Source organism: Pseudomonas sp. LPB0260 (assembly GCF_013388395.1).
Genome location: NZ_CP058247.1, coordinates 2,156,114 through 2,177,866, shown reverse-complemented (window position 1 = coordinate 2,177,866; position 21,753 = coordinate 2,156,114). Strand labels below are relative to the sequence as shown.

Sequence of the window (21,753 nt, the reverse complement as noted above, 5' to 3'; positions counted from 1 at the left end):
CGAGTTCAACCGAACATTCCGTACCTGTTTATAGGCCCCCAACAGGAGCTAGCAATGCCCGCTACCATCGGCCACAACTTCATCGCCGGCGACCGCAGCGCCGCCGGTGAGGTCATCCTGCAGAGCCTCGACGCCACGACCGGCGAGGCGCTGCCCTACAGCTTCCACCAGGCCACCGAGGCCGAGGTGGATGCCGCCGCCCGCGCCGCGGCAGCCGCCTACCCGCGCTACCGGCAACTCTCGGCCGAGCGCCGCGCCGAGTTTCTCGAGGCCATCGCCGACGAGATCGACGCCCTGGGCGACGACTTCGTTGCCCTGGTGTGCCGCGAGACCGCCTTGCCCGCCGCACGCATCCAGGGCGAACGCGGCCGCACCAGCAACCAGCTGCGCCTGTTCGCCCGGGTGCTGCGGCGTGGCGATTTCTACGGCGCGCGCATCGACCGCGCGCTGCCCGAGCGCCAGCCGCTGCCGCGCCCGGACCTGCGCCAGTACCGCATCGGCCTCGGTCCGGTGGCGGTGTTCGGCGCCAGCAACTTCCCCCTGGCCTTCTCCACCGCCGGCGGCGACAGCGCCGCGGCGCTGGCCGCCGGCTGCCCGGTGGTGTTCAAGGCCCACAGCGGGCACATGGCCACGGCAGAACTGGTCGCCCAGGCGATCATCCAGGCGGCGGAGAAGACCGGTATGCCGGCCGGGGTGTTCAACATGGTCTACGGCAACGGCGTGGGCGCCGACCTGGTCAGGCACCCGGCCATCCAGGCCGTCGGCTTCACCGGCTCGCTCAAGGGCGGCCGGGCGCTGTGCGACCTGGCGGCGGCGCGCCCGCAGCCGATCCCGGTGTTCGCCGAGATGAGTTCGATCAACCCGGTGCTGCTGCTGCCCGCAGCCCTGAAGCAGCGCGGCGCGCAGATCGCCAGCGAGCTGAGCGCCTCGGTGGTGCTGGGTTGCGGCCAGTTCTGCACCAATCCCGGCCTGCTGATCGGCATCCGTTCGGCCGAGTTCAGCGCCTTCGTGCAGGACCTGGCCGCCCGGATGGCCGAGCAGCCGGCGCAGACCATGCTCAACGCCGGCACCCTGCGCAGCTATGAGCGAGGCGTGGCGGCGCTGCACGGCCACCCGGGCATTCGCCACCTGGCGGGTCGCACGCAGGCCGGCAAGCAGGCCCAGCCGCAGCTGTTCCAGGCCGATGCCCGCCTGCTGCGCGGGGGCGACGAGCTGCTGCAGGAAGAGGTGTTCGGCCCGACCAGCATCGTTGTCGAGGTGGCCGACATGGCCGAGCTGACCCAGGCCCTGCATGGCCTGCACGGGCAACTGAGCGCCACCCTGATCGCCGACCCGGCGGACCTGGACAGCTGTGCACCACTGCTGGCGCTGCTTGAGCAGAAGGCCGGGCGCCTGCTGCTCAACGGCTACCCGACCGGGGTCGAGGTGGGCGACGCCATGGTGCATGGCGGTCCCTACCCGGCCACCTCCGATGCCCGCGGCACCTCGGTGGGCAGCGCGGCGCTCGAGCGCTTCCTGCGCCCGGTCTGCTACCAGAACTGCCCGGACGCGCTGCTGCCGGCCGCCCTGCAGAACGCCAACCCACTGGGCATCGCCCGCCTGGTGGACGGCGAGACCACGCGGCAAGCCCTGACCTGAAAGCTGTCGGCCAGGTCGTAGGGTGGGTTAGGCGCCTGGCACAGGTTGTTGGCTGCTACCGGATCTGTGGCGCCGTAACCCACCACTGCACTCGTCCGTTCCAACAAAGGACGTAGGGTGGGCGACACAGGACGGGTAGCTAAGCACCACCTATAGAATCGGCGTACCGCGTAACCCACCAGGCAATCCATAGGTCTGCCAAAGATGGTTTGCGGCTTTCGAGTCTGCGGCGCCGTAACCGAGCAAGGTTCTCGTCTGTTGGAACGCTGTGGTGGGTTACGCCGCTACGCGGCTAACCCACCCTACGGATATGCTTCTTATGCGCTCAGGCCGTCATCCGGCGACAAGCAATGCCTGGAGGTCGTCGTACAGCGCCTGGGGAATCTGCACACCCTGTTCGGCGCTGCGCGCCCGCGCCTCGTAGCGGCGCTGCGACGGCAGACGCGCGCCCTGGCCCTGGATGCTCTCGAACAGGGTTTCGGCCCGCGCCAGGTGCTGTGCGGCCGCGTCGCCGAGGAAGCGCCGCGGGTCGAGGGCGATGATCAGTTCGCCGTGATAGGGCGAGCAGTCGCCGCCGCCGTCAAAGGCCTTGGACTCGGCGCTGGTCAGATCGCCAATCAAGGGACCGGCGATCAGTTCGACCATCGCCGCCAGGGCCGAGCCCTTGTGTCCGCCGAAGGTCTGCATGGCGCCGCGCAGCACCGCCGCCGCATCGGTGCTGGGCCGGCCCTGCTCATCGACGCCCCAGCCCTCGGGGATCGGCTTGCCGGCGCGGCGGTGCAGCTCGATGTCGCCGCGGGCGATGACGCTGGTGGCGAAGTCGAAGATGAACGGGTCGTGCCCGGCCCGGGGCCAGCCGAAGGCGATCGGGTTGGTGCCGAACACCGGCTGGCTGCCGCCGGCCGGCGCCACCCAGGCATGGCTGGGGGTGCAGGCCAGGGCCACCAGGCCGGCCGCGGTCAGGGCCTCGATCTCCACCCACAGGGCGGAGAAATGTACGCAATGGTTGATCGCCAGGGCGGCGATGCCGCAGTCGCGGGTCTTGCTCAGCAGCACCGGCAGGCCGGCCTGGAAGGCCAGCTGGGAGAAGCCACCGCGGGCATCGACGCGGACGATCGCCGGCGCCTGGTCGAACACCTCGGGCGCGGCGTCGGCGACCACCTTGCCGGCCTTGAGCGAGCGCACGCAGCCGAGCAGCCGGTACAGGCCGTGGGAGGCGCAGCCGTCGCGCTCGCCGGCCAGCACCGTGGCGCTGACCGCCTGCACGTGGGGCTCGCTGAAGCCATTGCGGCGCAGGATGTCCTGCGCCAGTTCGCGTGCTTGTTCCAGGGTCAATCGAATCACGGTGCGGCTCCTCTGCTAACCAACGGCTAGCGTGGCGCCTCGGCCCTGCAGCGGCTTGAGCCGTTTAGCCGGGGAAACTGACGAATTCGGCACAGCCGCGCTCAGGCGAACTGCGCGCGCATCCACGCCAGGTAGGCCGCCGCGCCGGGCTCGCCTTCGTTTGGCGCCCAGGGCGCGCGCTCGCCCTCGCCGACCGGCCGGTAGGGCCCGGCCTTGCACTCGAACAGGATGCTGTCGGCCTGCAGCACCACCAGGGCGTGGAACACCCCCGGCGGCAGGTCGACGCCGACACAGTCGCCGCCGGCCTCCAGCACCCGCTGGTCCTGCAGCGCACCGGCCTCGTCGAAGATCAGCAGGCCCAGGCGCCCTTTGAGCACCAGCAGGGCCTCGGCCTTGTCCGCCGCAAGGTGGCGGTGCGGCGGGATATAGGTGTCCGGCTGCAGGCCCACGGCCATGCGGTGGCAGGGCTCCTCCATGGCATGGAAGTTGTGGTGCTGGCGCTGGCGCGGGTTGGCCGCGGCCTGTTCGGCCAGCTCGCTGAACAGGCGCCGGTCGAGCAGGCGCGGCGCGGCCATGGCGTTACAGGCCCTTGACCGCGAAGATGCCGGCGGCGTTGCGCCAGTAGCCCTTGTAGTCCATGCCGTAGCCGAAGATGTAGCGGTCGATGCATGGCAGGCCGACGTAATCGGCCTTGAGGTCCGGGCGCGCCTTGCGGTCGTGGTCCTTGTCGATCAGCACCGCGGTGTGCACCGCCGCCGCGCCGGCGTGGCGGCAGAAGTCGATGATCGCGCCGAGGGTGTGCCCCTCGTCGAGGATGTCGTCGATGATCAGCACGTCGCGGTCGATAAAGGAGATTTCCGGCTTGGCCTTCCAGAACAGCTCGCCGCCGCTGGTCTCGTTGCGGTAGCGGGTGGCGTGCAGGTAGGACAACTCGAGGGGGAAGTCCAGCTTGGGCAGCAGCTTGCCGGAGAAGATCAGGCCGCCGTTCATCACGCAGAACACCACGGGGTTGCGCTCGGCCAGCTCGCCGTTGATCGCCGCGGCGACCCGGTCGATGGCCGCTTCCACTTCGGCTTCGCTGTACAGGCAATCGGCTTCCGCCATGACTTGGCGAATGTGCGCGAGATCGGCGGGCATGATGATTCCTCTTGAGTGAATGGCCCTGCTCGAGGCAGAGAACCTGATCGGGTCGTCAAAATAAAAGTCGGCAAAGGTACGCATCCGGCCGGCGCGGAGCAAGCCCCGGCGGACAAACGTGGCCACAAGCCGGCTACCTCGGCGAACGGGGGGATATTAAACGCAATCCTCCGGCAAGACTCGGCAAACCGCGCACCACTTGCCCGGCGCAATGCATTACTCTAACGCCATTTTTCGCCAGCCCCGTCGGAGACCCCGCATGCCCACTCTCGAGATCCGCCACCCGCTGATCCGCCACAAGCTCGGCCTGATGCGCCGCGCCGACATCAGCACGAAGAACTTCCGCGAACTGGCGCAGGAAGTCGGCGCCCTGCTGACCTACGAGGCGACCAAGGATCTGCCCCTGGAAAGCTACGAGATCCCGGGCTGGGCGGGGCCGGTGCAGGTGGAGAAGATTTCCGGCAAGAAGATCACCGTGGTGCCGATCCTGCGCGCCGGCATCGGCATGCTCGACGGCGTGCTCAGCCTGATCCCGGGGGCCAAGGTCAGCGCCGTGGGCGTGGCACGCAACGAGCAGACCCTGCAGGCGCACACCTACCTGGAGAAGCTGGTACCGGAGATCAACGAGCGCCTGGCGATGATCATCGACCCGATGCTGGCCACCGGCGGCTCCATGGTCGCCACCATCGACCTGCTGAAGAAGGCCGGCTGCAGGGAAATCCGCGCCATGGTGCTGGTCGCCGCGCCGGAGGGCATCAAGGTGGTCAACGACGCCCACCCGGATGTGCAGATCTACACCGCCTCGATCGACGAGCGGCTCAACGAGCACGGCTACATCATTCCCGGCCTGGGCGATGCCGGCGACAAGATCTTCGGCACCAAGCAGAAGGACGCCTGAGCATGCAGGACCATATGCAGGACCCCACCTGGCGCCAGGCCCTGGCCGGCTCGCAGATGCTTTTCGTGGCCTTCGGCGCCCTGGTGCTGATGCCGCTGATCACCGGCATGGACCCCAACGTGGCGCTGTTCACCGCGGGCCTCGGCACCCTGATCTTCCAGCTGGTGACCAAGAACCAGGTGCCGGTGTTCCTCGCCTCCAGCTTCGCCTTCATCGCCCCTATCCTCGCCGCGAAGAACGACTTCGGCCTGCCGGCGACCCTCGGCGGCCTGGTGGCCGCCGGCGGCATGTACATGCTGCTGGCCGGCGCGGTGCGCCTGAAGGGCACCGGCTTCATCGACCGCCTGCTGCCGCCGGTGGTGATCGGCCCGGTGATCATGGCCATCGGCCTGGGCCTGGCGCCGGTCGCGGCCAACATGGCGATGGGCAAGGCCGGCGACGCCAGCGTGCAGCTGGTGCCCTATGACACGGCGCTGATGATCTCCCTGCCGGCGCTGATCACCACCCTGATCGTCGCGGTAATCGGCCGCGGCATCTTCCGCCTGATCCCGATCCTCTGCGGCGTCGCCGTGGGCTACGTGCTGGCCGTGCTGTTCGGCGTGGTCGAGTTCAGCGGCGTGGCCGCCGCGCCCTGGCTGGCGGTGCCGAATTTCGTCGCCCCGGAGCTACACTGGGGGGCGATCCTGTTCATCCTGCCGGTGGCCATCGCCCCGGCCATCGAGCACATCGGCGACGTGCTGGCGATCGGCACGGTGACCGGCAAGAACTACCTGAAGAAGCCCGGCCTGCACCGCACCCTGCTCGGCGACGGCCTGGCCACCTCGGCCGCCGGCATGCTCGGCGGCCCGCCCAACACCACCTACTCGGAAGTCACCGGGGCGGTGATGCTGACCAAGAACTTCAACCCCAAGGTGATGATCTGGGCCGCGCTGATCGCCATGGCCCTGGCCTTCATCGGCAAGTTCGGCGCCGCCCTGCAGAGCATCCCGGTGCCGGTGATGGGCGGCATCCTCTGCCTGCTGTTCGGCTCCATCGCGGTGGTCGGCCTGAACACCCTGATCCGCCACCAGGTCGACCTGTCCGAGGCGCGCAACCTGGTGATCGTCGCCGTGACCCTGGTGTTCGGCATCGGCGGCATGGTCATCGGCGCCGGCGACGTCAGCCTCAAGGGCATCTCCCTGTGCGGCATCATCGCCATCCTGCTCAACCTGCTGCTACCCGGCGGCCAGGGCTGGCGCAGCAAGGCGCTGAGCGAAGAGCAGGGCTAAGCGGCCCAGACGAAGCAGCCCCGCCGATGCGGGGCTTCTTCGTTGCACACGCCGCCTACAGCCAGTTCACGATTTCCCGTAGGGTGCGCCACGCGCACCAATACCCCCAGAAAAGATCGCCGCCAGGCTCTAGAGCATCGTCGGCGCGCGTTCGCACAGGCGCTTGAGGGCCGCCACCCAGCTCGGGTGATCGTTGAGACAAGGCACCAGCTGCAGGCTCTCGCCGCCGGCCGCCTGGAACTGCTCACGGCCGCGGTCGCCGATCTCCTCCAGGGTCTCGATGCAATCGGCGACGAAAGCCGGGCACATCACCAGCAGCTTCTTCACCCCCTGCCCGGCCAGCTCGTCGAGGCGGGTCTCGGTGTAAGGCTCGATCCACTTGGCCTTGCCCAGGCGCGACTGGAAGGACACCGACCATTGCTCGGGACGCAGCCCCAGGCGCGCCGCGAAGGCCTCGGCACTGCGCAGGCACTGGGCGCGGTAGCAGGTGGCGAGCACCTCGGCCGGTGCCGTGCGGCAGCAGTCGGCGCCCTTCAGGCAGTGGCCGCTGGGGTCGAGCTTGTGCAGGTGGCGTTCGGGCAGGCCGTGGAAGCTCAGCAGCAGGTGGTCGAAGTCCTGCTCCAGGTGGGGCTTGGCGCTGTCCACCAGGGCATCGAGGTACTCCGGCTGGTCGTAGAACGGCGGCAGGATGGCGAAGTCCAGCTTCAGGCGCTGGTCACGCACCACCCGCTTGGCCTCCTCGATCACCGTGGTCACCGTGCTGTCGGCGAACTGCGGATAGAGCGGCGCCAGGGTCACCTGGCGAATGCCCTGGGCGGCCAGCCGGGTCAGCACCGACTCGATCGACGGCTCGCCGTAGCGCATCGCCAGCTCCACCGGCCCCTGGCCCCAGTGCCCGCGCATCGCCTCCTGCAGGCGCCGGCTCAGCACCACCAGGGGCGAGCCCTCGTCCCACCAGATAGACGCATAGGCATGGGCCGACTGCGCCGGACGCTTGATCAGGATCAGCGACACCAGCAACCGGCGCAGCGGCCAGGGCAGGTCGATGACGTAGGGGTCCATGAGGAATTGATTGAGGTAGCGTCGCACATCGGCCACGTCGGTCGATGCCGGGGAGCCCAGGTTGACCAGCAGCAGGGCGTGATCGGTCATAAACAGTCCTATTCAATGGCGGCCGGCCAGAAGATCCTCGAGGGCCGCATCCAGATCGGTAAAGCGAAATCGAAAGCCCGCCGCCTCCAGGCGCGCCGGCAGCGCGCGCTGCCCACCGAGCAGCAGCTCGGACAGCTCGCCCAGGGTGGCGCGCAGCACGAAAGCCGGGGCGGGCAGGATCGCCGGGCGGTGCAAGGCTTTGCCCAGCGCCTGGGCGAACTCGGCGTTGCGCACCGGCGCCGGCGCGCAGGCATTATAGGGACCCGCGGCCTGCTGCTGGTGCAGGAGAAAATCAATCAGGCCGATTTGGTCGTCCAGGTGGATCCACGGCATCCACTGTCGGCCGTCGCCCAGCGGCCCACCCAGGCCGAGCCTGAACGGCAGCAGCAGGCGCTTGAGCATGCCGCCTTCCCTGGCCAGCACCAGGCCGGTGCGCACCAGCACCACGCGGATGCCCATGGCCTCGGCGCGCTGGGCGGTCTCCTCCCAGGCGCCGCACAGCTGGGCGGCGAAGTCGTCGGTGACTTGGGGGTTGTCCTCGAGCAGTTCGCGTTCGCCGCCATTGCCGTACCAGCCGACCGCCGAGCCGGACAGCAACAGCTGCGGTTTCTGCCCGCGTTGCCCCAGCCAGGCCAGCAGCTGCTCGGTGAGGCCGATCCGGCTGGCCCACAGCAGGGTCTTGCGCTTGCGCGTCCAGGGCCGATCGGCGATCGGCGCGCCAGCCAGGTTGATCACCGCATCCAGCGGCTCCTCACCCAGCTCCTCGAGGCGGCCGATGCCGCGCACCGCGGCGCCACACAGGCTCGATACCCGCTGCGGACTGCGGCTCCACACGGTCAGCTGGTGGCCCTGGGCAAGCCAGTGGCGGCACAGGGCACGTCCGATCAAACCGGTACCGCCGGTCAGCAATATGTGCATGGCATCTTCCTCGCATGGCGTAACAGCGGGTTATCGCCCTAGTCTGTTTTATAAGAGGGCACGTGCCTTTTATCCCCAGGCAGGTTGTCCTAAATATAGAGAGACGGCCGAGGAACCGCACAAGTTTATACACAACTATAATATTGTATAGCTTTTGTCTAAAGCGTAATCTCGCGCTCTAGCACATGAGGTAGACCATGACAGCACTCGCCCCCATCGCCATCATCGGCACCGGCATGGCCGGATTGTCGGCCGCCCAGACCCTGCACGCCGCGGGCCACGAGCTGCAGTTGTTCGACAAGAGTCGCGGCAGCGGCGGGCGCATGGCCAGCAGGCGCAGCGACGCCGGCGCCCTCGATCTGGGCGCGCAGTACTTCACCGCGCGCGACCGCCGCTTCGTCGAGGCGGTCCAGCAGTGGCAGGCCCGCGGCTGGGTCGCCGAATGGCAACCGAGCCTCTACCACTACCGCGACGGCCAGCTCGCCTCCTCGCCGGACGAGCAGCTGCGCTGGGTCGGCATCCCACGCATGAGCGCGATCACCCGCGCCCTGCTCGGCGCCCTGCCGGTGCACTTCTCCTGCCGCATCACCGAGGTGTTCCGCGGTGAACAGTACTGGCACCTGCAGGATGCCGACGGGCGCAGCCACGGCCCCTTCAGCCATGTCCTGATCGCCACCCCGGCGCCCCAGGCCAGCGCCCTGCTGGCCAGCGCCCCCAAGCTCGCCGCGGCCGCCGCCAGCGTGCCGATGGAGCCGACCTGGGCCGCCGCGCTGGCCTTCGACAGCCCCCTGGACACCGATGTGGAGGGCTGCTTCGTGCACGACAGCCCCCTCGACTGGCTGGCGCGCAACCGCAGCAAGCCCGGCCGCGAGACCACCCTGGACACCTGGGTGCTGCACGCCAGCAGCAGCTGGAGCAAGCAGCACCTGGACCTGCCCAAGGAAGATGTGATCGAGCACCTGCTCGGCGCCTTCGCCGAGATGATCGGCTGCACCGTGCCGGCGCCGTCCTTCAGCCTGGCCCATCGCTGGCTCTATGCCCGCCCGGGCAACGCCCACCAGTGGGGCGCGCTGGCCGATGCCGACCTGGGGCTGTATGCCTGCGGCGACTGGTGCCTGTCCGGTCGCGTCGAGGGCGCCTGGCTGAGCGGCCACGAGGCGGCGCGCAAGCTGCTCGGCCACCTGCAGTGAGCGGAGCCGGAGCGGGACGATGAACGCCGGGTTGCCGCGCCACCGCCTCAATCCGCGCAAGCTGCTGCTGTCCAAGTGGACAGCGGTGCAGCCACAGAACCGCGAGAAGCACTTCCTGGTCATCGAACTGCTGCGCGACGAGGACGACAACGTCGTCGCGGTCGAGCTGCAGGCGGTGCTCAGTCAACGCAACCAGCGCCTGCCCTGGCGCGCCCTGCAGGACGCCCGGCACTGGCGCATGGGCTGGCAGTAACCCCCCTCCCCACACACGACCTATACAAATCTTGTACAAAATACTTGTACAAGGCCAGCCCCACTCCTATGATGGACACAGGTTGTACAGGAAATATTACCTGTACAAGTCTTCATCGGAGGTCGCGCCATGTCCCTTGCCCAAGCCCACCACGCCAGACCCAAGCTCGGCATCAGCGCCTGCCTGCTGGGCAACACCGTGCGCTACAACGGCGGGCACAAGGAATCGCGCCTGTGCAGCCAGGTACTCGGTGAACACTTCGACTTCGTCCCCCTGTGCCCGGAGGTCGCCATCGGCCTCGGCACGCCGCGCGAACCCATCCGCCTGGTCGGTGATCCGCAGGCGCCGCGCGCAGTCGGCACGGTCGACCCGACCCTGGATGTGACCGAACGCCTGGCGGCCTACGGTGCGCGCATGGCCGAGGAACTGGACGGCATCTGCGGCTACATCCTGATGCAGAAGTCGCCGTCCTGCGGCATGGAACGGGTCAAGGTCTACCAGGACCGCGGCCGGCCCAGCGAGGCCAGTGGCCGGGGCATCTTCGCCAACGCCCTGATCGCACGGCACCCGGATCTGCCGGTGGAAGAAGATGGCCGGCTCAACGACCCGGTGCTGCGCGAGAACTTCCTCACCCGGGTATTCGCCTACGCCGAATGGCAGCGCCTGCTGCACGAGGGCCTGACGCGCAAGACCCTGATCGCCTTCCACTCGCGCTACAAGTACCTGCTGATGGCCACCGCGCCGTTGCAGTACAAGGCCCTCGGCCGACTGCTCGGCGACCTCGGCCGGCATGACCTGGCGCAACTGGCGCCGCGCTACTTCAGCGAGCTGATGGCCGCCTTGAAGCAGTGCGCCACCCGCGGCACCCACAGCAACGTGCTGCAGCACCTGTGCGGCTACCTGAAGCAGGGCCTGAGCCGCGAAGAGCGCCAGGAGATGCACCAGCTGATCGGCCAGTACCGCGACGGCATGGTGCCGCTGGTGGTGCCGCTGACCCTGCTCAAGCACCATTTCCGCCGCCACCCGGACGCCTACGTGGCGCAGCAGGCCTACCTGCAGCCCCATCCGGAAAACCTCAGCCTGCGCAACGCCCTATGAACGGCGAAGCCCGCCCTGCTGCCCCCGGCGGCGACCCGGCCAGCGAGGCGCTGGGCGAGGGCCTGCTGCCGATCCGCGAGGTGGCGCGGCTGACCGGCGTCAATGCCGTCACCCTGCGCGCCTGGGAGCGCCGCTATGGCCTGATCGTGCCGCACCGCACCGCCAAGGGCCATCGACTCTACTCCGAAGCGCACATCGCTCGGGTCCAGGCGATCCTTACCTGGCTCGAGCGCGGCGTCTCGGTCAGCCAGGTCAAGGGCCTGCTGCAAGCGGAACGCAGCGCGCCGGAGGAAAACCTGTCGCAGTGGGGTCAGAAGCGCGACCAGCTGCTGGCGGCCATCGGCGACCTGGCCGAACGCCGCCTCGACGACTGCTTCAATGGCGAAATGGCGCTGTACCCGCCGCAGACCCTGTGCCAGCAACTGCTACTGCCGCTGCTGCAGGCCCTGGAACTGCGCTGGCGCGGCCAGTTCGGCGCGGAGCTGGAGCGGGTGTTCTTCCTCTCCTGGCTGCGCAGCAAGCTCGGCGCGCGCCTGTACCACAACAACCGCCTGCATGGCGGCGCGCCGGTGCTGTTGATCAACCTATGCGAACCGCCGATGGAGCCCGGCCTGTGGCTCAGCGCCTGGTTGGCCAGCAGTGCCGGGCATGCGGTGGAAGTGTTCGACTGGCCGGTGCCGACCGCCGAGCTGGGCCTGGCCCTGGAACGCATCCGCCCCTGCGCCCTGCTGCTGTACGCCAGCCAGGCCCTCGACGGCCAGCAGCTGCCACGCCTGCTCGGCGCCGGCCGCTGCCCCACGGTGCTGGCCGGGCCGGCGGTACGCATTCATCGACAGGCCCTGGCCGAACTGACCGCCGCGCGCGCCGACCTGCGCCTGGCGGAAGACCCGCTGGCGGCGCTGCGAGCGCTGGACCAGCTCAACCTACAGGCCCCTTCACAGGTGACCCCATGCGGCAAATGATCTGGCTGCGCAGCGACCTGCGCGTACGCGACAACAGCGCCCTGGCCGCCGCCATGGCGGCCGGGCCGACCGTGGCGCTCTATCTGCTCAGCCCCGGCCAGTGGCAGCGGCACGACGACGCGCCGTGCAAGGTCGACTTCTGGCTGCGCAACCTGGCCGAGCTGTCCACCGCCCTGGGCCGGCTCAACGTGCCGCTGCTGATCCGCCAGGCCGACAGCTGGGACGCCGCGCCCGACGTGATAGGCGCGCTGTGCCGCGAGCTGCGGATCAGCACCGTGCGGGTCAACGAGGAGTACGGGATCAACGAGCAGCGCCGCGACCAGGCCGTGGCCCGGCGCCTCGACGAACAGGACGTGGCCTTCCACGGTCACCTCGATCAGCTGCTGTTCCAGCCGGGCAGCCTGCTGACCCAGTCCGGCGGCTACTTCAAGGTCTACAGCCAGTTCCGCAAGCTCTGCTACCAGCGCCTGCACACCGCCCTGCCGCCCCTGCTGCCGACCCCGGCGGCGCAGGCGCCCCTGGCGCTCGCGAGCGATGCCGTGCCCGCCGCTGTCGCCGGTTTCGGCCCGGCGGCCGAGGCGCTGCGCCAGCTCTGGCCGGCCGGCGAGGCCAGCGCCCATGAGCGCCTGGCACGCTTCGCCGACGAGCAGATCGACTACTACCAGGACGCCCGCGACATCCCCGCCAAGCCCGGCACCAGCCAGCTGTCGGCCTACCTCGCCGCCGGCGTGCTGTCGCCGCGCCAGTGCCTGCACGCCGCCCTGCAGGTCAACCAAGGCGAATTCGATGGCGGCAACAACGGCGTCGTCACCTGGATCAACGAGCTGCTCTGGCGCGAGTTCTACAAACACATCCTGGTCGGCTACCCGCGCGTCTCGCGGCACCGCGCCTTCCGCCCCGAGACCGAGGCGCTGCCGTGGCGCGACGCCCCGGACGAGCTCGCCGCCTGGCAGCAGGGCCGCACCGGCTTCCCGCTGATCGACGCGGCGATGCGCCAGCTGCACGCCACCGGCTGGATGCACAACCGCCTGCGCATGGTCGTGGCCATGTTCCTGACCAAGAACCTGCTGATCGACTGGCGCGCCGGCGAGCGCTACTTCATGCGCCAGCTGATCGACGGCGACCTGGCGGCCAACAACGGCGGCTGGCAATGGAGCGCCTCCACCGGCACCGACGCGGTGCCCTACTTCCGCCTGTTCAACCCGGTCAGCCAGTCGCGGCGCTTCGATCCCCAGGGCCGCTTCATCCGCCACTGGCTGCCGGAGCTGGCCGGGCTCGACGACAAGGCCATCCATGACCCGAGCACGGTGCGCGGCGGGCTGTTCGACTCGCTCGACTATCCACGGCCGATCGTCGACCTCAGCCACAGTCGCGAACGGGCCCTGGCGGCCTTCAAGAACCTGCCGCCGCTGCTTCGGGAGGCCAGCTGATGAGCGACTTCCTGCGCCGCTTCGCCAAGGACTTCGCCAGCCTCGACAAGGACAACCTCGAGCGCCTGGGCCAGCTGTACAGCGACGATGCGCTGTTCTGCGATCCACTGCACGAGGTGCGCGGGCTGGACAACCTGCACCGCTACTTCGCCCAGCTGTACGCCAACGTCAGCGACCTGCGCTTCGACTTCTACGGCTTCGACCAGGTCCGCGAGGGCGAGGGCTACCTGCGCTGGACCATGAGCTACCGCCATCCACGCCTGGCCGGTGGCCAGCTGATCCGGGTGGAGGGCTGCTCCCATCTGTTGTGGAACGGCAAGGTCCATCGCCACCGCGACTATTTCGACGCCGGCGCCCTGCTCTACGAGCACGCGCCCCTGATCGGCCGGCTGATCCGCTGGCTGAAGCGGAGGTTGGCATGAACAGCGAATCGCGACGCATCTGGCTCACCGGCGCCAGCAGTGGCATCGGCGCCGCCCTGGCCGAACTGCTGCTCAAGGCTGGCCACCGCCTGGCGCTCAGCGCGCGCCGCCCGGGTCCGCTGCGCGCCCTGGCCGACCGTTATCCACAACAGGTGCTGCTGGCCCCCGGCGATCTCGGCGACGCCGAGCAGGTGCGCGACATCGGCGAGCGCATCGCTTCGCGCTGGGGTGCCCTGGATACCCTGCTGCTCAATGCCGGCACCTGCGAATACGTCGATGCCCGGACCTTCGAGGCGGCGATGATCGAGCGGGTGATGCGGGTCAACCTGTTCGCCGCCAGCTACTGCATCGAGACCGCCCTGCCGCTGCTGCGCCGCGGCTGGCAGCCGCACCTGGTCGGCGTCGGCAGTTCGGTGACCTACCTGGCCCTGCCCCGCGCCGAGGCCTACGGCGCCTCCAAGGCCGGCCTGCGCTACCTGCTGGAGGCGCTGCGCATCGACCTGGCCGACGAAGGCATCGACGTCACCCTGGTCAGCCCAGGCTTCGTCGACACGCCCCTGACCCGGCAGAACGACTTCCCCATGCCGATGCGCTGGCCGGTGCAGCGGGCGGCCGCCCATATCGCCAGCCGCCTGGACAAGCGGCCACTGGAGATCGCCTTCCCGCGGCCGTTCATCGCCGCGCTGCGGCTGCTCGCCCACCTGCCGGGGCGCCTGCAACTGGCCATCGGCCGACGCATGGCGCGCCGCGAAACATCGTCGAAGGAACGCCCATGAAGATCGCCATCATCGGCAGCGGCATCGCCGGCCTGACCAGCGCCTACCTGCTCAACCGGCGTCACGACATCAGCCTGTTCGAGGCCGGCGACTGGGTCGGCGGCCATACCCATACCGTCGATGTGCGGGTGGACGGTCGCGACTACGCCATCGATACCGGCTTCATCGTGTTCAACGACTGGACCTATCCCAACTTCATCCGCCTGCTCGACCGGCTCGGCGTCGCCTCCAGAGCCACCGAGATGAGCTTCTCGGTGCGCGATCCGCACAGCGCCGTGGAATACAACGGCAACAACCTCAACAGCCTGTTCGCCCAGCGCCGCAACCTGCTGTCGCCGGTATTCTGGGGCATGCTGCGCGACATCCTGCGCTTCAACCGCGAAGCCCTCGCCGACCTCGGCACCGGGCGCATGGAGGCGCATGTCACCCTCGGTGATTACCTGCAGCGTGGCGGCTACGGCAGCCGTTTCATCGAGCACTACATCGTGCCAATGGGCGCGGCGATCTGGTCCATGTCCCTGGCCGAGATGCTCCACTTCCCCCTGCAGTTCTTCGTGCGCTTCTTCAAGAACCACGGCCTGCTGTCGGTCAGCGACCGCCCGCAATGGCGGGTGATCGAAGGCGGCTCGCGCAGCTATGTGGCGCCGCTCAGCGCCCCCTTCGCCGAGCGCATCCGCCTGAACTGCCCGGTGCAGCGCATCGAGCGCTACGAGACGGGCGTGACCCTGCACAGCGCCGCCGGCACGGAACGCTTCGACAAGGTGGTGCTGGCCTGCCACAGCGACCAGGCCCTGGCCCTGCTGGCCCAGCCGAGCCAGGCCGAGCGGGAGATCCTCGGCGCCCTGCCCTACGCCGACAACGATGTGGTGCTGCACACCGACACCCGCCTGCTGCCCCGGCGCCGCCTGGCCTGGGCCAGCTGGAACTATCGACTGGGCGGGCCGAGCGAGCAGGCGGCGGCGGTGACCTACAACATGAACATCCTCCAGGGCATCCACAGCGACACCACTTTCTGCGTCAGCCTCAACCAGACCGCGGCGATCGACCCGGACAAGATCCTCGGCCGCTACCGCTACGCCCATCCGCAGTACAGCCTGGCCGGCATGGCCGCCCAGGCGCGCTGGCAGGAGTTGCTCGGCGCCCAGCACAGCTACTACTGCGGCGCCTACTGGGCCAACGGTTTCCACGAGGACGGGGTGGTCAGCGCCCTGCGCGTGGCCCGCGCCTTCGGCGAGGAACTCTGATGCACAGCGCCCTGTACAGCGGCTGGGTGCAGCACCGGCGCTTCGCCCCCAGGAGCCATAGCTTCCGCTACCGCATGGGCCTGCTGTACCTGGACCTGGCCGAGCAGGAGCAGGTGCTGGCACTCTCGCCCCTGGCCGGCGGCGGTCGCTGGGCGCCCTTCGCCTTCCGCGAAAGCGACTACCTGCCGGAATTCACCAGGCACGGCATGCGCCTGGTCGACGCGGTACGCCAGCGGGTCGCCGAGGCCCTGGGCGAGGCGCCCGGGGGGGCGATCCGCCTGCTGACCCAACCGCGCAGCTGGGGCCTGGCGTTCAATCCGGCGAGCTTCTTCTACTGCTTCGAGGCCGACGGGCGCCTGGCGGCGGTCCTCTGCGAAGTCAGCAACACGCCCTGGCGCGAGCGTTACCACTACGTGCTGCCGGCACAAGGCGCGGGCCAGCAGCACGTCGCCGTGGCCAAGGCCTTCCACGTCTCGCCGTTCCTGCCCCGCGAACTGCAATACCGCATGAGCTTCGCCGCGCCCGGCCAGCGCCTGGGCCTGCACATGGCCGACTGGCAGGGCGAGGACAAGCTGTTCGACGCCAGCCTCAGCCTGCAGCGCGAGCCCCTCGACCGCGCCAGCCTGCACCGCTACCTGCTGCGCTTCCCCTGGATGACCGGCAAGACCCTCGCCGCCATCTACTGGCAGGCCCTGCGCCTGCTGCTCAAACGCACTCCCCTGTTCAGCCACCAGGTCGCGGACGACGGCTTCCGCACGGCCCGGGCACACGCGAAGGACGTATCCCATGAAAAGCACTAGCCCAACCACCGGAAAATACTCCCTGGTCGCCGGCCAGGGCCTCGGCGCCGGCCTGCTGCGCCGCGCCGTGCTGCACCAGCTGAGCCAGCTGCGCCATGGCCACCTGCTGATCATCGAGGGCGAGCAGCGCCTGGCGTTCGGCGACCCGCAGGCCAGCCTCAGCGCGCAGATCGAGGTGCTCGACGGCGCCGTCTGGGGGCTGGTCGCCGGCAACGGTTCGATTGGCGCGGGCGAGGCCTTTATCCATGGCTACTGGAGCAGCCCGGACCTGACCGCGGTGGTGCGCGTGTTCGTCAGCAACCTCGAGGTGCTCGATGCCCTGGAGGGCGGCCTGGCCCGCCTCGGCCGGCCGCTGATCCAGGGCCTGCACTGGCTCAACCGCAACACCCGGCGCGGCTCGCGCAAGAACATCGCCGCCCACTACGATCTGGGCAATGCACTGTTCGAGCAGTTCCTCGACCCGACCATGATGTATTCCGCGGCGCAGTTCGAGGGCCCCGACGACAGCCTGGAGCAGGCCCAGCTGAACAAGCTCGAACGCATCTGCCAGAAGCTGGCCCTGCGCCCCGACGACCACCTGCTGGAGATCGGCACCGGCTGGGGCAGCATGGCGATCTATGCGGCCAGCCACTATGGCTGCCGGGTCACCACCACCACCCTGTCCCGCGAGCAGTACGACTACACCGCCCGGCGCATCGCCGAGCAGGGCCTGGGCGAGCGCGTCACCCTGCTGCTGGAGGACTACCGCGACCTCGCCGGCCAGTACGACAAGCTGGTGTCGATCGAGATGATCGAGGCGGTCGGCCACCGCTTCCTGCCCACCTACTTCCAGCAGTGCGCGAAGCTGCTCAAGGACGACGGCCTGATGCTGCTGCAGGCCATCACCATCCGCGACCAGCGCTATGCGCAGGCCAGGCGCAGCGTCGACTTCATCCAGCGCTATATCTTTCCCGGCGGCGCCCTGCCCTCGCTGCAGAAGATGCTGGAGATAGTCGGCAGCCGCACCGACCTGAACCTGCATCACATGGAGGATTTCGGCCTGCACTACGCCCGCACCCTGCGCCTGTGGCACGACAACCTGCGCCAGGCGCGGCACAAGCTGGAGCAACTCGGCTACGACGAGCACTTCTACCGCTTGTGGGAGTTCTACCTGTGCTATTGCGAGGGCGGCTTCATCGAGCGCACCATCGGCACCGCTCAACTGCTGCTGGCCAAGCCGGCGGCGCGACCGCAACCGCTACTGGGACGCCTGGATGCCTAAACTGATCGCCAACGCCCTGCTGTTCCAACTCGGCTGGCTGGCCTGCGTGCTGGGCGGCGGCCCCTGGCTGCTGCTGGTGGCCCTGGCCGTCGCGGTGCACCTGCTGTGGACCGCCAGCTGGGCCGCCGAAGGCAAGCTGCTGTTCAGCGTGTTCCTCGCCGGCAGCGCCCTGGACAGCTTTCTGCTCAACCTCGGGGTGTTCGACTTCGGCGAGCCGCGCACCCTGATCCCGCTGTGGCTGGCGCTGCTCTGGCTGCTGCTGGCGACCACCCTCAACCACTGCCTGGCCTGGACGGCGCAACCCTGGTGGCGTGGCAGCCTGCTCGGCGCCGTCGGCGGGCCGCTGTCCTACTATGCCGGCGCCCAGCTGGCCGACGTCACCCTGCCCTATGGCACCTGGCCGACCCTGGCCCTGGTGGCGCTGATCTGGGCCCTGGTGATGCCCGTGCTGCACGGTTTCGCCAGGCTCTATCGCAGCCAGTACCAGCAGAGCCTGCGCGCGCGCCGGTCGGCTTGAGCGCCGCAGCGACCATGGCTGGCGTACACTGCGGCCCATGAGTCATCTCCCGCCCATTGCCCACACCCAACTGCCCGATGAGCCGGCCGTCAGCTGCTCGAACTGCGCCGCCTGCTGCTGCCAGCTGGAAGTCATGCTGATCAGCGACACCGGCGTGCCGCAACGCTTCATCGGCACCGATGCCTGGGGTGGCGAGGTGATGCGCCGCCTCGACGACGGCTGGTGCGCGGCCCTGGACCGCGACAGCATGCGCTGCAGCATCTACGAACAGCGCCCGCAGATCTGCCGTGATTTCGAGATGGGCTCGGGCGAGTGCCTGGAAGAACGCCAGGGCATGGCCGGCATCTATCGCTGAGGGTGCCCCGCCGAAACGAAAAAACCGGGCCATGGCCCGGTTTTTTTCGATCTGACGCCGCGCCTCAGAAACCCATGCGGTAATGCAGGGTATAGGCCTCGATGCCATTGTTCGGCTCCTTGAGCCCGGCATTGGAGTAGTGCCAGGCGCGCAGGCCAACCTCCTGGTCGGCGAAACGCAGGCCGACGCCGAGGCGATCCTCGAACTGGAAGGACGAACCCAGTTTGCTGCCCTCCAGCTCGGTGCTGGAGAAGAAGGCCACGCCGATGCCGGCCTCGATGTAGGGCCGCACGTTGTCCCCGGCGAACTCATAAACGAACACTGGCGAGAACGACAGGCTGTGGTTGCTGGCCGACTCATCGCCTTGCCAGTAGGTGTAGCCGGCATCCCAGTAGCCGCCGAGATGGCCGGTGCCGCTTTCCAACCAGCGGCTGCTGAAGTCGAACTGGGTACCGAGACGGTAGACCATGGTCGACTCGTCGGTGCTGCCTACGGAGAAGGTCACATCGGCCGCCTGCGCCGACACCACTGATCCCATGGTCACGGCTGCAAGGGCAGCCAAAGCGAACAACTTCTTCATTGTAAATTTCCTTTTATCACCAGGTCCGGGGCATCCCCGTGCAGTCACCTGAAAGTATCGAAGTCTTGGTTATTAATACAAGCAGACTATTGCATAACAGCATCGCCGCCCGGGGCTGTCAAAGCCGGCTGACGTCCGCCGCATCGCCCCAGAGCAGTGGCAGCACCGCCTGCATCTGCCCGGGATCGCCACTGCTCCAGAAGCGCCCGGCCCGCGCCGGACCAGCGGCCAGCAGCCGCTGCTCGTCGAGACGCCGTTGCAACTGCCGAGCAACCGCCGCGCCGGTATCGATCAGACTGACCGAAGCCGGCAGCAGTTCGCGCAGCAATGGCTTGATAAAGGGGTAATGGGTGCAGCCGAGGATCAGCGTATCGCAGCCCTCGGCCAGCAGCGGGGCGACGAAGCCCTGGAGCAGCTCGCGGGTCGCCGCGCCGTCCAGCTCGCCGGCCTCGATGCACTCCACCAGACCCGGGCAGGGCTGGGTCACCACCCGCACGTCGCTGGCGAAGCGGTCGAGCAAGGCGGCGAACCTGGCGCTCTTCAGGGTGCCGGTGGTGGCCAGCACGCCCACCACCCCGGCGCGGGTCGCCGCCGCCGCCGGCTTGACCGCCGGCTCCATGCCGATGATCGGCAGCTGCGGGTACAGCTCGCGCAGCTCGGCAATACCGGCCACGGTGGCGGTGTTGCAGGCCAGCACCAGCGCCTTGGCGCCCTGCCCGAGGAGAAAATCGGCGATCGTCCGGCAGCGCTCGCGGATGAATTCCGGGCTCTTCTCGCCGTAGGGCACATGGCCGCTGTCGGCCACGTAGAGCAGGGACTCAGATGGCAGCAGGGCGCGGATCTCGCGCAGCACCGAGAGGCCGCCGACGCCGGAGTCGAATACCCCGACCGGCGCGTTATCGGCCATGGCCACCGCCACAGACGCTGCAGGCCGGATCGCGCCTGACCCGCAGTTCGCGAAAACGCGAGCCCAGGGCATCGACCAGCAGCAACCGACCGATCAGCGGCTCGCCGAAGCCGGCCAGCAGCTTCAACGCCTCCAGCGCCTGCAGGCTGCCGACCAGGCCCACCAGCGGACCGACCACCCCGGCTTCGCTGCAGGTCAGCTCGGCCTCGCTGCCATGGCCGTACAAGCAGTGGTAGCAGGGGCTGTCGTCGCGACGCGGGTCGAACACCGACAACTGCCCTTCCAGGCGGATCGCCGCGCCGCTGACCAGGGGCTTGCGCGCGGCGACGCAGGCGGCATTGACCGCCTCGCGGGTGGCGAAGTTGTCGCAGCAGTCCAGCACCAGATCTACCGCCGCCACCGCCGCGGCCAGCGAGTCGGCATCCAGGGCGGTGCGGTGCGCCTGCAGGCGTACCTGCGGGTTGAGCGCCGCCAGCCGCGCCATGGCCGAGTCGACCTTGCCCTGGCCGATGCTCGGGCTGTCGTGGACGATCTGTCGCTGCAGGTTGGTCAGGTCCACCGCGTCGAAGTCCGCCAGGTGCAGCTCGCCGACACCGGCCGCCGCCAGGTACAGCGCCACCGGCGAGCCGAGGCCGCCGAGGCCGACGATCAGCACGCGGCTGCCCTTGAGACGCAGCTGCCCTTCGATATCGATCTGCGCCAGGAGAATCTGCCGGCTGTAGCGCAGCAGCTCCTCATCGTTCAGCGTGTTCGGCTCATTCATGGTGAAAACGTCCCAGACTGATGCGTTCATGGCCACCCAGGTCGCGCCGGCTCTGCACCTCGACGAACCCGCGCGCGCTCAGCAGGCTGCGGACCGCCGCGGCCTGCTGGAAACCATGCTCGAGCAGCAGCCAGCCGCCCGCTTCGAGGTGCTCCGGGGCCCGGGCGACTATCTCGCGGATATCGTCCAGGCCATCGGCGCCGGCGACCAGCGCGCTGCTCGGCTCGAAGCGCAGGTCGCCCTCGCGCAGATGCTGGTCATCGGCGGCGATATAGGGTGGGTTACTGAGGATCATGGCATAGCGCCCGGCGCCCAAAGCGGCGAACCAGTGGCTGGCGCAGAAGGCGGCATTGTTCAGTTTCAACCGCTGGCGGTTGCGTTCGGCCAGGGCCACCGCCTCGGGCACCCGGTCCACGCCGGTGACCCGCCAGGCCGGCCGTTCGGCGGCCAGGGCCAGGGCGATGGCGCCGCTGCCGGTGCCGAGGTCGAGCACGCTGGCCGGCGTCGCCGGCAGCAGCGCTAGGGCGGTCTCCACCAGCAGTTCGGTGTCCGGGCGGGGAATCAGGGTATGCGGCGCCACTTCCAGCTCCAGGCTCCAGAAGCCCTGCTGGCCGAGGATATAGGCCACCGGCTCGCCAGCGCGGCGGCGCGCCAGGTCGGCGGCAAAGCGCTCGGCCTGCGCGGCCTCGACTTCGCGCTCCGGCCAGGTGTGCAAGTAGCTGCGCGACTTGCCCAGGGCGCTGGCCAGGAGCAGCTCGGCATCCAGCCGCGGGGTCGGCGAGTCGGGCAGCTCGGCCGCGCTCAACAGGGATTCGATGCTGGCCATATTCCTCTCGTAGG

Annotated in this window: 24 protein-coding genes; 15 read left to right on the top strand and 9 right to left on the bottom strand. The window is 69.0% G+C overall.

The features are described from left to right. Nucleotides 1-54 precede the first annotated feature (54 nt). A complete protein-coding gene (locus LPB260_RS09635; RefSeq protein ID WP_208708502.1) occupies nucleotides 55-1,638 on the top strand; it encodes an aldehyde dehydrogenase (NADP(+)) in 1,584 nt (527 codons plus the stop codon). 333 nt (nucleotides 1,639-1,971) lie between these two features. Here the strand turns inward: LPB260_RS09635 and LPB260_RS09630 are convergent, their stop codons facing one another. The 3 genes from LPB260_RS09630 to LPB260_RS09620 all read right to left on the bottom strand — a co-directional run bounded on the left by LPB260_RS09630 (nucleotide 1,972) and on the right by LPB260_RS09620 (nucleotide 4,119). Then, nucleotides 1,972-2,982 carry an Ldh family oxidoreductase gene (locus LPB260_RS09630; protein ID WP_208708501.1) on the bottom strand — a complete coding sequence of 337 codons (1,011 nt, stop codon included), beginning with the start codon at nucleotides 2,980-2,982 and terminating at the stop codon, nucleotides 1,972-1,974. 101 nt (nucleotides 2,983-3,083) lie between these two features. Further along, complete coding sequence (locus LPB260_RS09625) at nucleotides 3,084-3,557, bottom strand: WbuC family cupin fold metalloprotein (protein ID WP_208708500.1); 474 nt, start codon at nucleotides 3,555-3,557, stop codon at nucleotides 3,084-3,086. Between the two features lie 4 nt (nucleotides 3,558-3,561). Then, entirely contained in the window at nucleotides 3,562-4,119 is a 558-nt protein-coding gene (locus tag LPB260_RS09620) for a hypoxanthine-guanine phosphoribosyltransferase (protein WP_208708499.1), read from the bottom strand. 259 nt (nucleotides 4,120-4,378) lie between these two features. Between LPB260_RS09620 and upp the strand changes: the two genes are divergently transcribed. Further along, on the top strand, nucleotides 4,379-5,017 hold the full coding sequence (upp, locus tag LPB260_RS09615; protein ID WP_208708498.1) for a uracil phosphoribosyltransferase: 639 nt from the start codon (nucleotides 4,379-4,381) through the stop codon (nucleotides 5,015-5,017). A 2-nt stretch (nucleotides 5,018-5,019) separates the two neighbouring features. Then, nucleotides 5,020-6,285: a uracil-xanthine permease family protein gene (locus LPB260_RS09610; RefSeq protein ID WP_208708497.1), complete on the top strand. Its 1,266-nt coding sequence runs from the start codon at nucleotides 5,020-5,022 to the stop codon at nucleotides 6,283-6,285. A gap of 129 nt (nucleotides 6,286-6,414) precedes the next feature. Here the strand turns inward: LPB260_RS09610 and hemH are convergent, their stop codons facing one another. Both hemH and LPB260_RS09600 read right to left on the bottom strand, forming a co-directional pair. After that, entirely contained in the window at nucleotides 6,415-7,437 is a 1,023-nt protein-coding gene (gene hemH / locus LPB260_RS09605; RefSeq protein WP_208708496.1) for a ferrochelatase, read from the bottom strand. A 12-nt stretch (nucleotides 7,438-7,449) separates the two neighbouring features. Then, complete coding sequence (locus LPB260_RS09600) at nucleotides 7,450-8,355, bottom strand: TIGR01777 family oxidoreductase (RefSeq protein WP_208708495.1); 906 nt, start codon at nucleotides 8,353-8,355, stop codon at nucleotides 7,450-7,452. Between the two features lie 197 nt (nucleotides 8,356-8,552). Here LPB260_RS09600 and LPB260_RS09595 point away from each other — a divergent pair, with 197 nt between their 5' ends. The 12 genes from LPB260_RS09595 (at nucleotide 8,553) to LPB260_RS09540 (ending at nucleotide 18,663) form a co-directional block, all read left to right on the top strand. After that, a complete protein-coding gene (locus LPB260_RS09595) occupies nucleotides 8,553-9,545 on the top strand; it encodes an NAD(P)/FAD-dependent oxidoreductase (protein ID WP_208708494.1) in 993 nt (330 codons plus the stop codon). 19 nt (nucleotides 9,546-9,564) lie between these two features. After that, entirely contained in the window at nucleotides 9,565-9,798 is a 234-nt protein-coding gene (locus tag LPB260_RS09590; protein ID WP_208708492.1) for a TIGR02450 family Trp-rich protein, read from the top strand. Between the two features lie 129 nt (nucleotides 9,799-9,927). After that, entirely contained in the window at nucleotides 9,928-10,896 is a 969-nt protein-coding gene (locus tag LPB260_RS09585) for a DUF523 and DUF1722 domain-containing protein (RefSeq protein WP_208708490.1), read from the top strand. After that, entirely contained in the window at nucleotides 10,893-11,858 is a 966-nt protein-coding gene (locus tag LPB260_RS09580; RefSeq protein WP_208708488.1) for a MerR family transcriptional regulator, read from the top strand. Before LPB260_RS09585 ends, LPB260_RS09580 begins: the two co-directional genes overlap by 4 nt. After that, entirely contained in the window at nucleotides 11,846-13,288 is a 1,443-nt protein-coding gene (phrB, locus tag LPB260_RS09575; protein WP_208708486.1) for a deoxyribodipyrimidine photo-lyase, read from the top strand. Before LPB260_RS09580 ends, phrB begins: the two co-directional genes overlap by 13 nt. Next, complete coding sequence (locus LPB260_RS09570; RefSeq protein ID WP_208708484.1) at nucleotides 13,288-13,710, top strand: nuclear transport factor 2 family protein; 423 nt, start codon at nucleotides 13,288-13,290, stop codon at nucleotides 13,708-13,710. The genes phrB and LPB260_RS09570 overlap by 1 nt, the downstream gene beginning before the upstream one ends. Further along, nucleotides 13,707-14,486 (top strand): SDR family oxidoreductase, encoded by a 780-nt coding sequence (locus LPB260_RS09565; RefSeq protein ID WP_208708482.1) that lies wholly within the window; start codon nucleotides 13,707-13,709, stop codon nucleotides 14,484-14,486. Before LPB260_RS09570 ends, LPB260_RS09565 begins: the two co-directional genes overlap by 4 nt. Continuing rightward, nucleotides 14,483-15,730: an NAD(P)/FAD-dependent oxidoreductase gene (locus LPB260_RS09560; RefSeq protein ID WP_208708480.1), complete on the top strand. Its 1,248-nt coding sequence runs from the start codon at nucleotides 14,483-14,485 to the stop codon at nucleotides 15,728-15,730. Before LPB260_RS09565 ends, LPB260_RS09560 begins: the two co-directional genes overlap by 4 nt. Further along, nucleotides 15,730-16,530, top strand: coding sequence for a DUF1365 domain-containing protein (locus LPB260_RS09555; protein WP_208708478.1), 801 nt, complete (start codon nucleotides 15,730-15,732; stop codon nucleotides 16,528-16,530). Before LPB260_RS09560 ends, LPB260_RS09555 begins: the two co-directional genes overlap by 1 nt. Beyond that, nucleotides 16,517-17,791 carry a cyclopropane-fatty-acyl-phospholipid synthase family protein gene (locus LPB260_RS09550; protein WP_208708476.1) on the top strand — a complete coding sequence of 425 codons (1,275 nt, stop codon included), beginning with the start codon at nucleotides 16,517-16,519 and terminating at the stop codon, nucleotides 17,789-17,791. The genes LPB260_RS09555 and LPB260_RS09550 overlap by 14 nt, the downstream gene beginning before the upstream one ends. Next, nucleotides 17,784-18,308, top strand: coding sequence for a DUF2878 domain-containing protein (locus LPB260_RS09545; RefSeq protein WP_208708474.1), 525 nt, complete (start codon nucleotides 17,784-17,786; stop codon nucleotides 18,306-18,308). The genes LPB260_RS09550 and LPB260_RS09545 overlap by 8 nt, the downstream gene beginning before the upstream one ends. A gap of 37 nt (nucleotides 18,309-18,345) precedes the next feature. Then, nucleotides 18,346-18,663, top strand: a complete 318-nt coding sequence (locus LPB260_RS09540; RefSeq protein WP_208708472.1) for a YkgJ family cysteine cluster protein — start codon at nucleotides 18,346-18,348, stop codon at nucleotides 18,661-18,663. 64 nt (nucleotides 18,664-18,727) lie between these two features. Here LPB260_RS09540 and LPB260_RS09535 read toward each other — a convergent pair whose 3' ends face one another. From LPB260_RS09535 to prmC, 4 genes are all read right to left on the bottom strand, one after another. Next, nucleotides 18,728-19,243 (bottom strand): acyloxyacyl hydrolase, encoded by a 516-nt coding sequence (locus tag LPB260_RS09535; RefSeq protein WP_208708470.1) that lies wholly within the window; start codon nucleotides 19,241-19,243, stop codon nucleotides 18,728-18,730. A 118-nt stretch (nucleotides 19,244-19,361) separates the two neighbouring features. Then, entirely contained in the window at nucleotides 19,362-20,150 is a 789-nt protein-coding gene (gene murI, locus LPB260_RS09530; RefSeq protein ID WP_208708468.1) for a glutamate racemase, read from the bottom strand. Then, a complete protein-coding gene (locus LPB260_RS09525) occupies nucleotides 20,140-20,913 on the bottom strand; it encodes a molybdopterin-synthase adenylyltransferase MoeB (RefSeq protein WP_208708466.1) in 774 nt (257 codons plus the stop codon). Before LPB260_RS09525 ends, murI begins: the two co-directional genes overlap by 11 nt. Next, complete coding sequence (prmC, locus tag LPB260_RS09520; protein ID WP_208708465.1) at nucleotides 20,906-21,739, bottom strand: peptide chain release factor N(5)-glutamine methyltransferase; 834 nt, start codon at nucleotides 21,737-21,739, stop codon at nucleotides 20,906-20,908. Before prmC ends, LPB260_RS09525 begins: the two co-directional genes overlap by 8 nt. Between the last annotated feature and the right edge of the window lie 14 nt (nucleotides 21,740-21,753).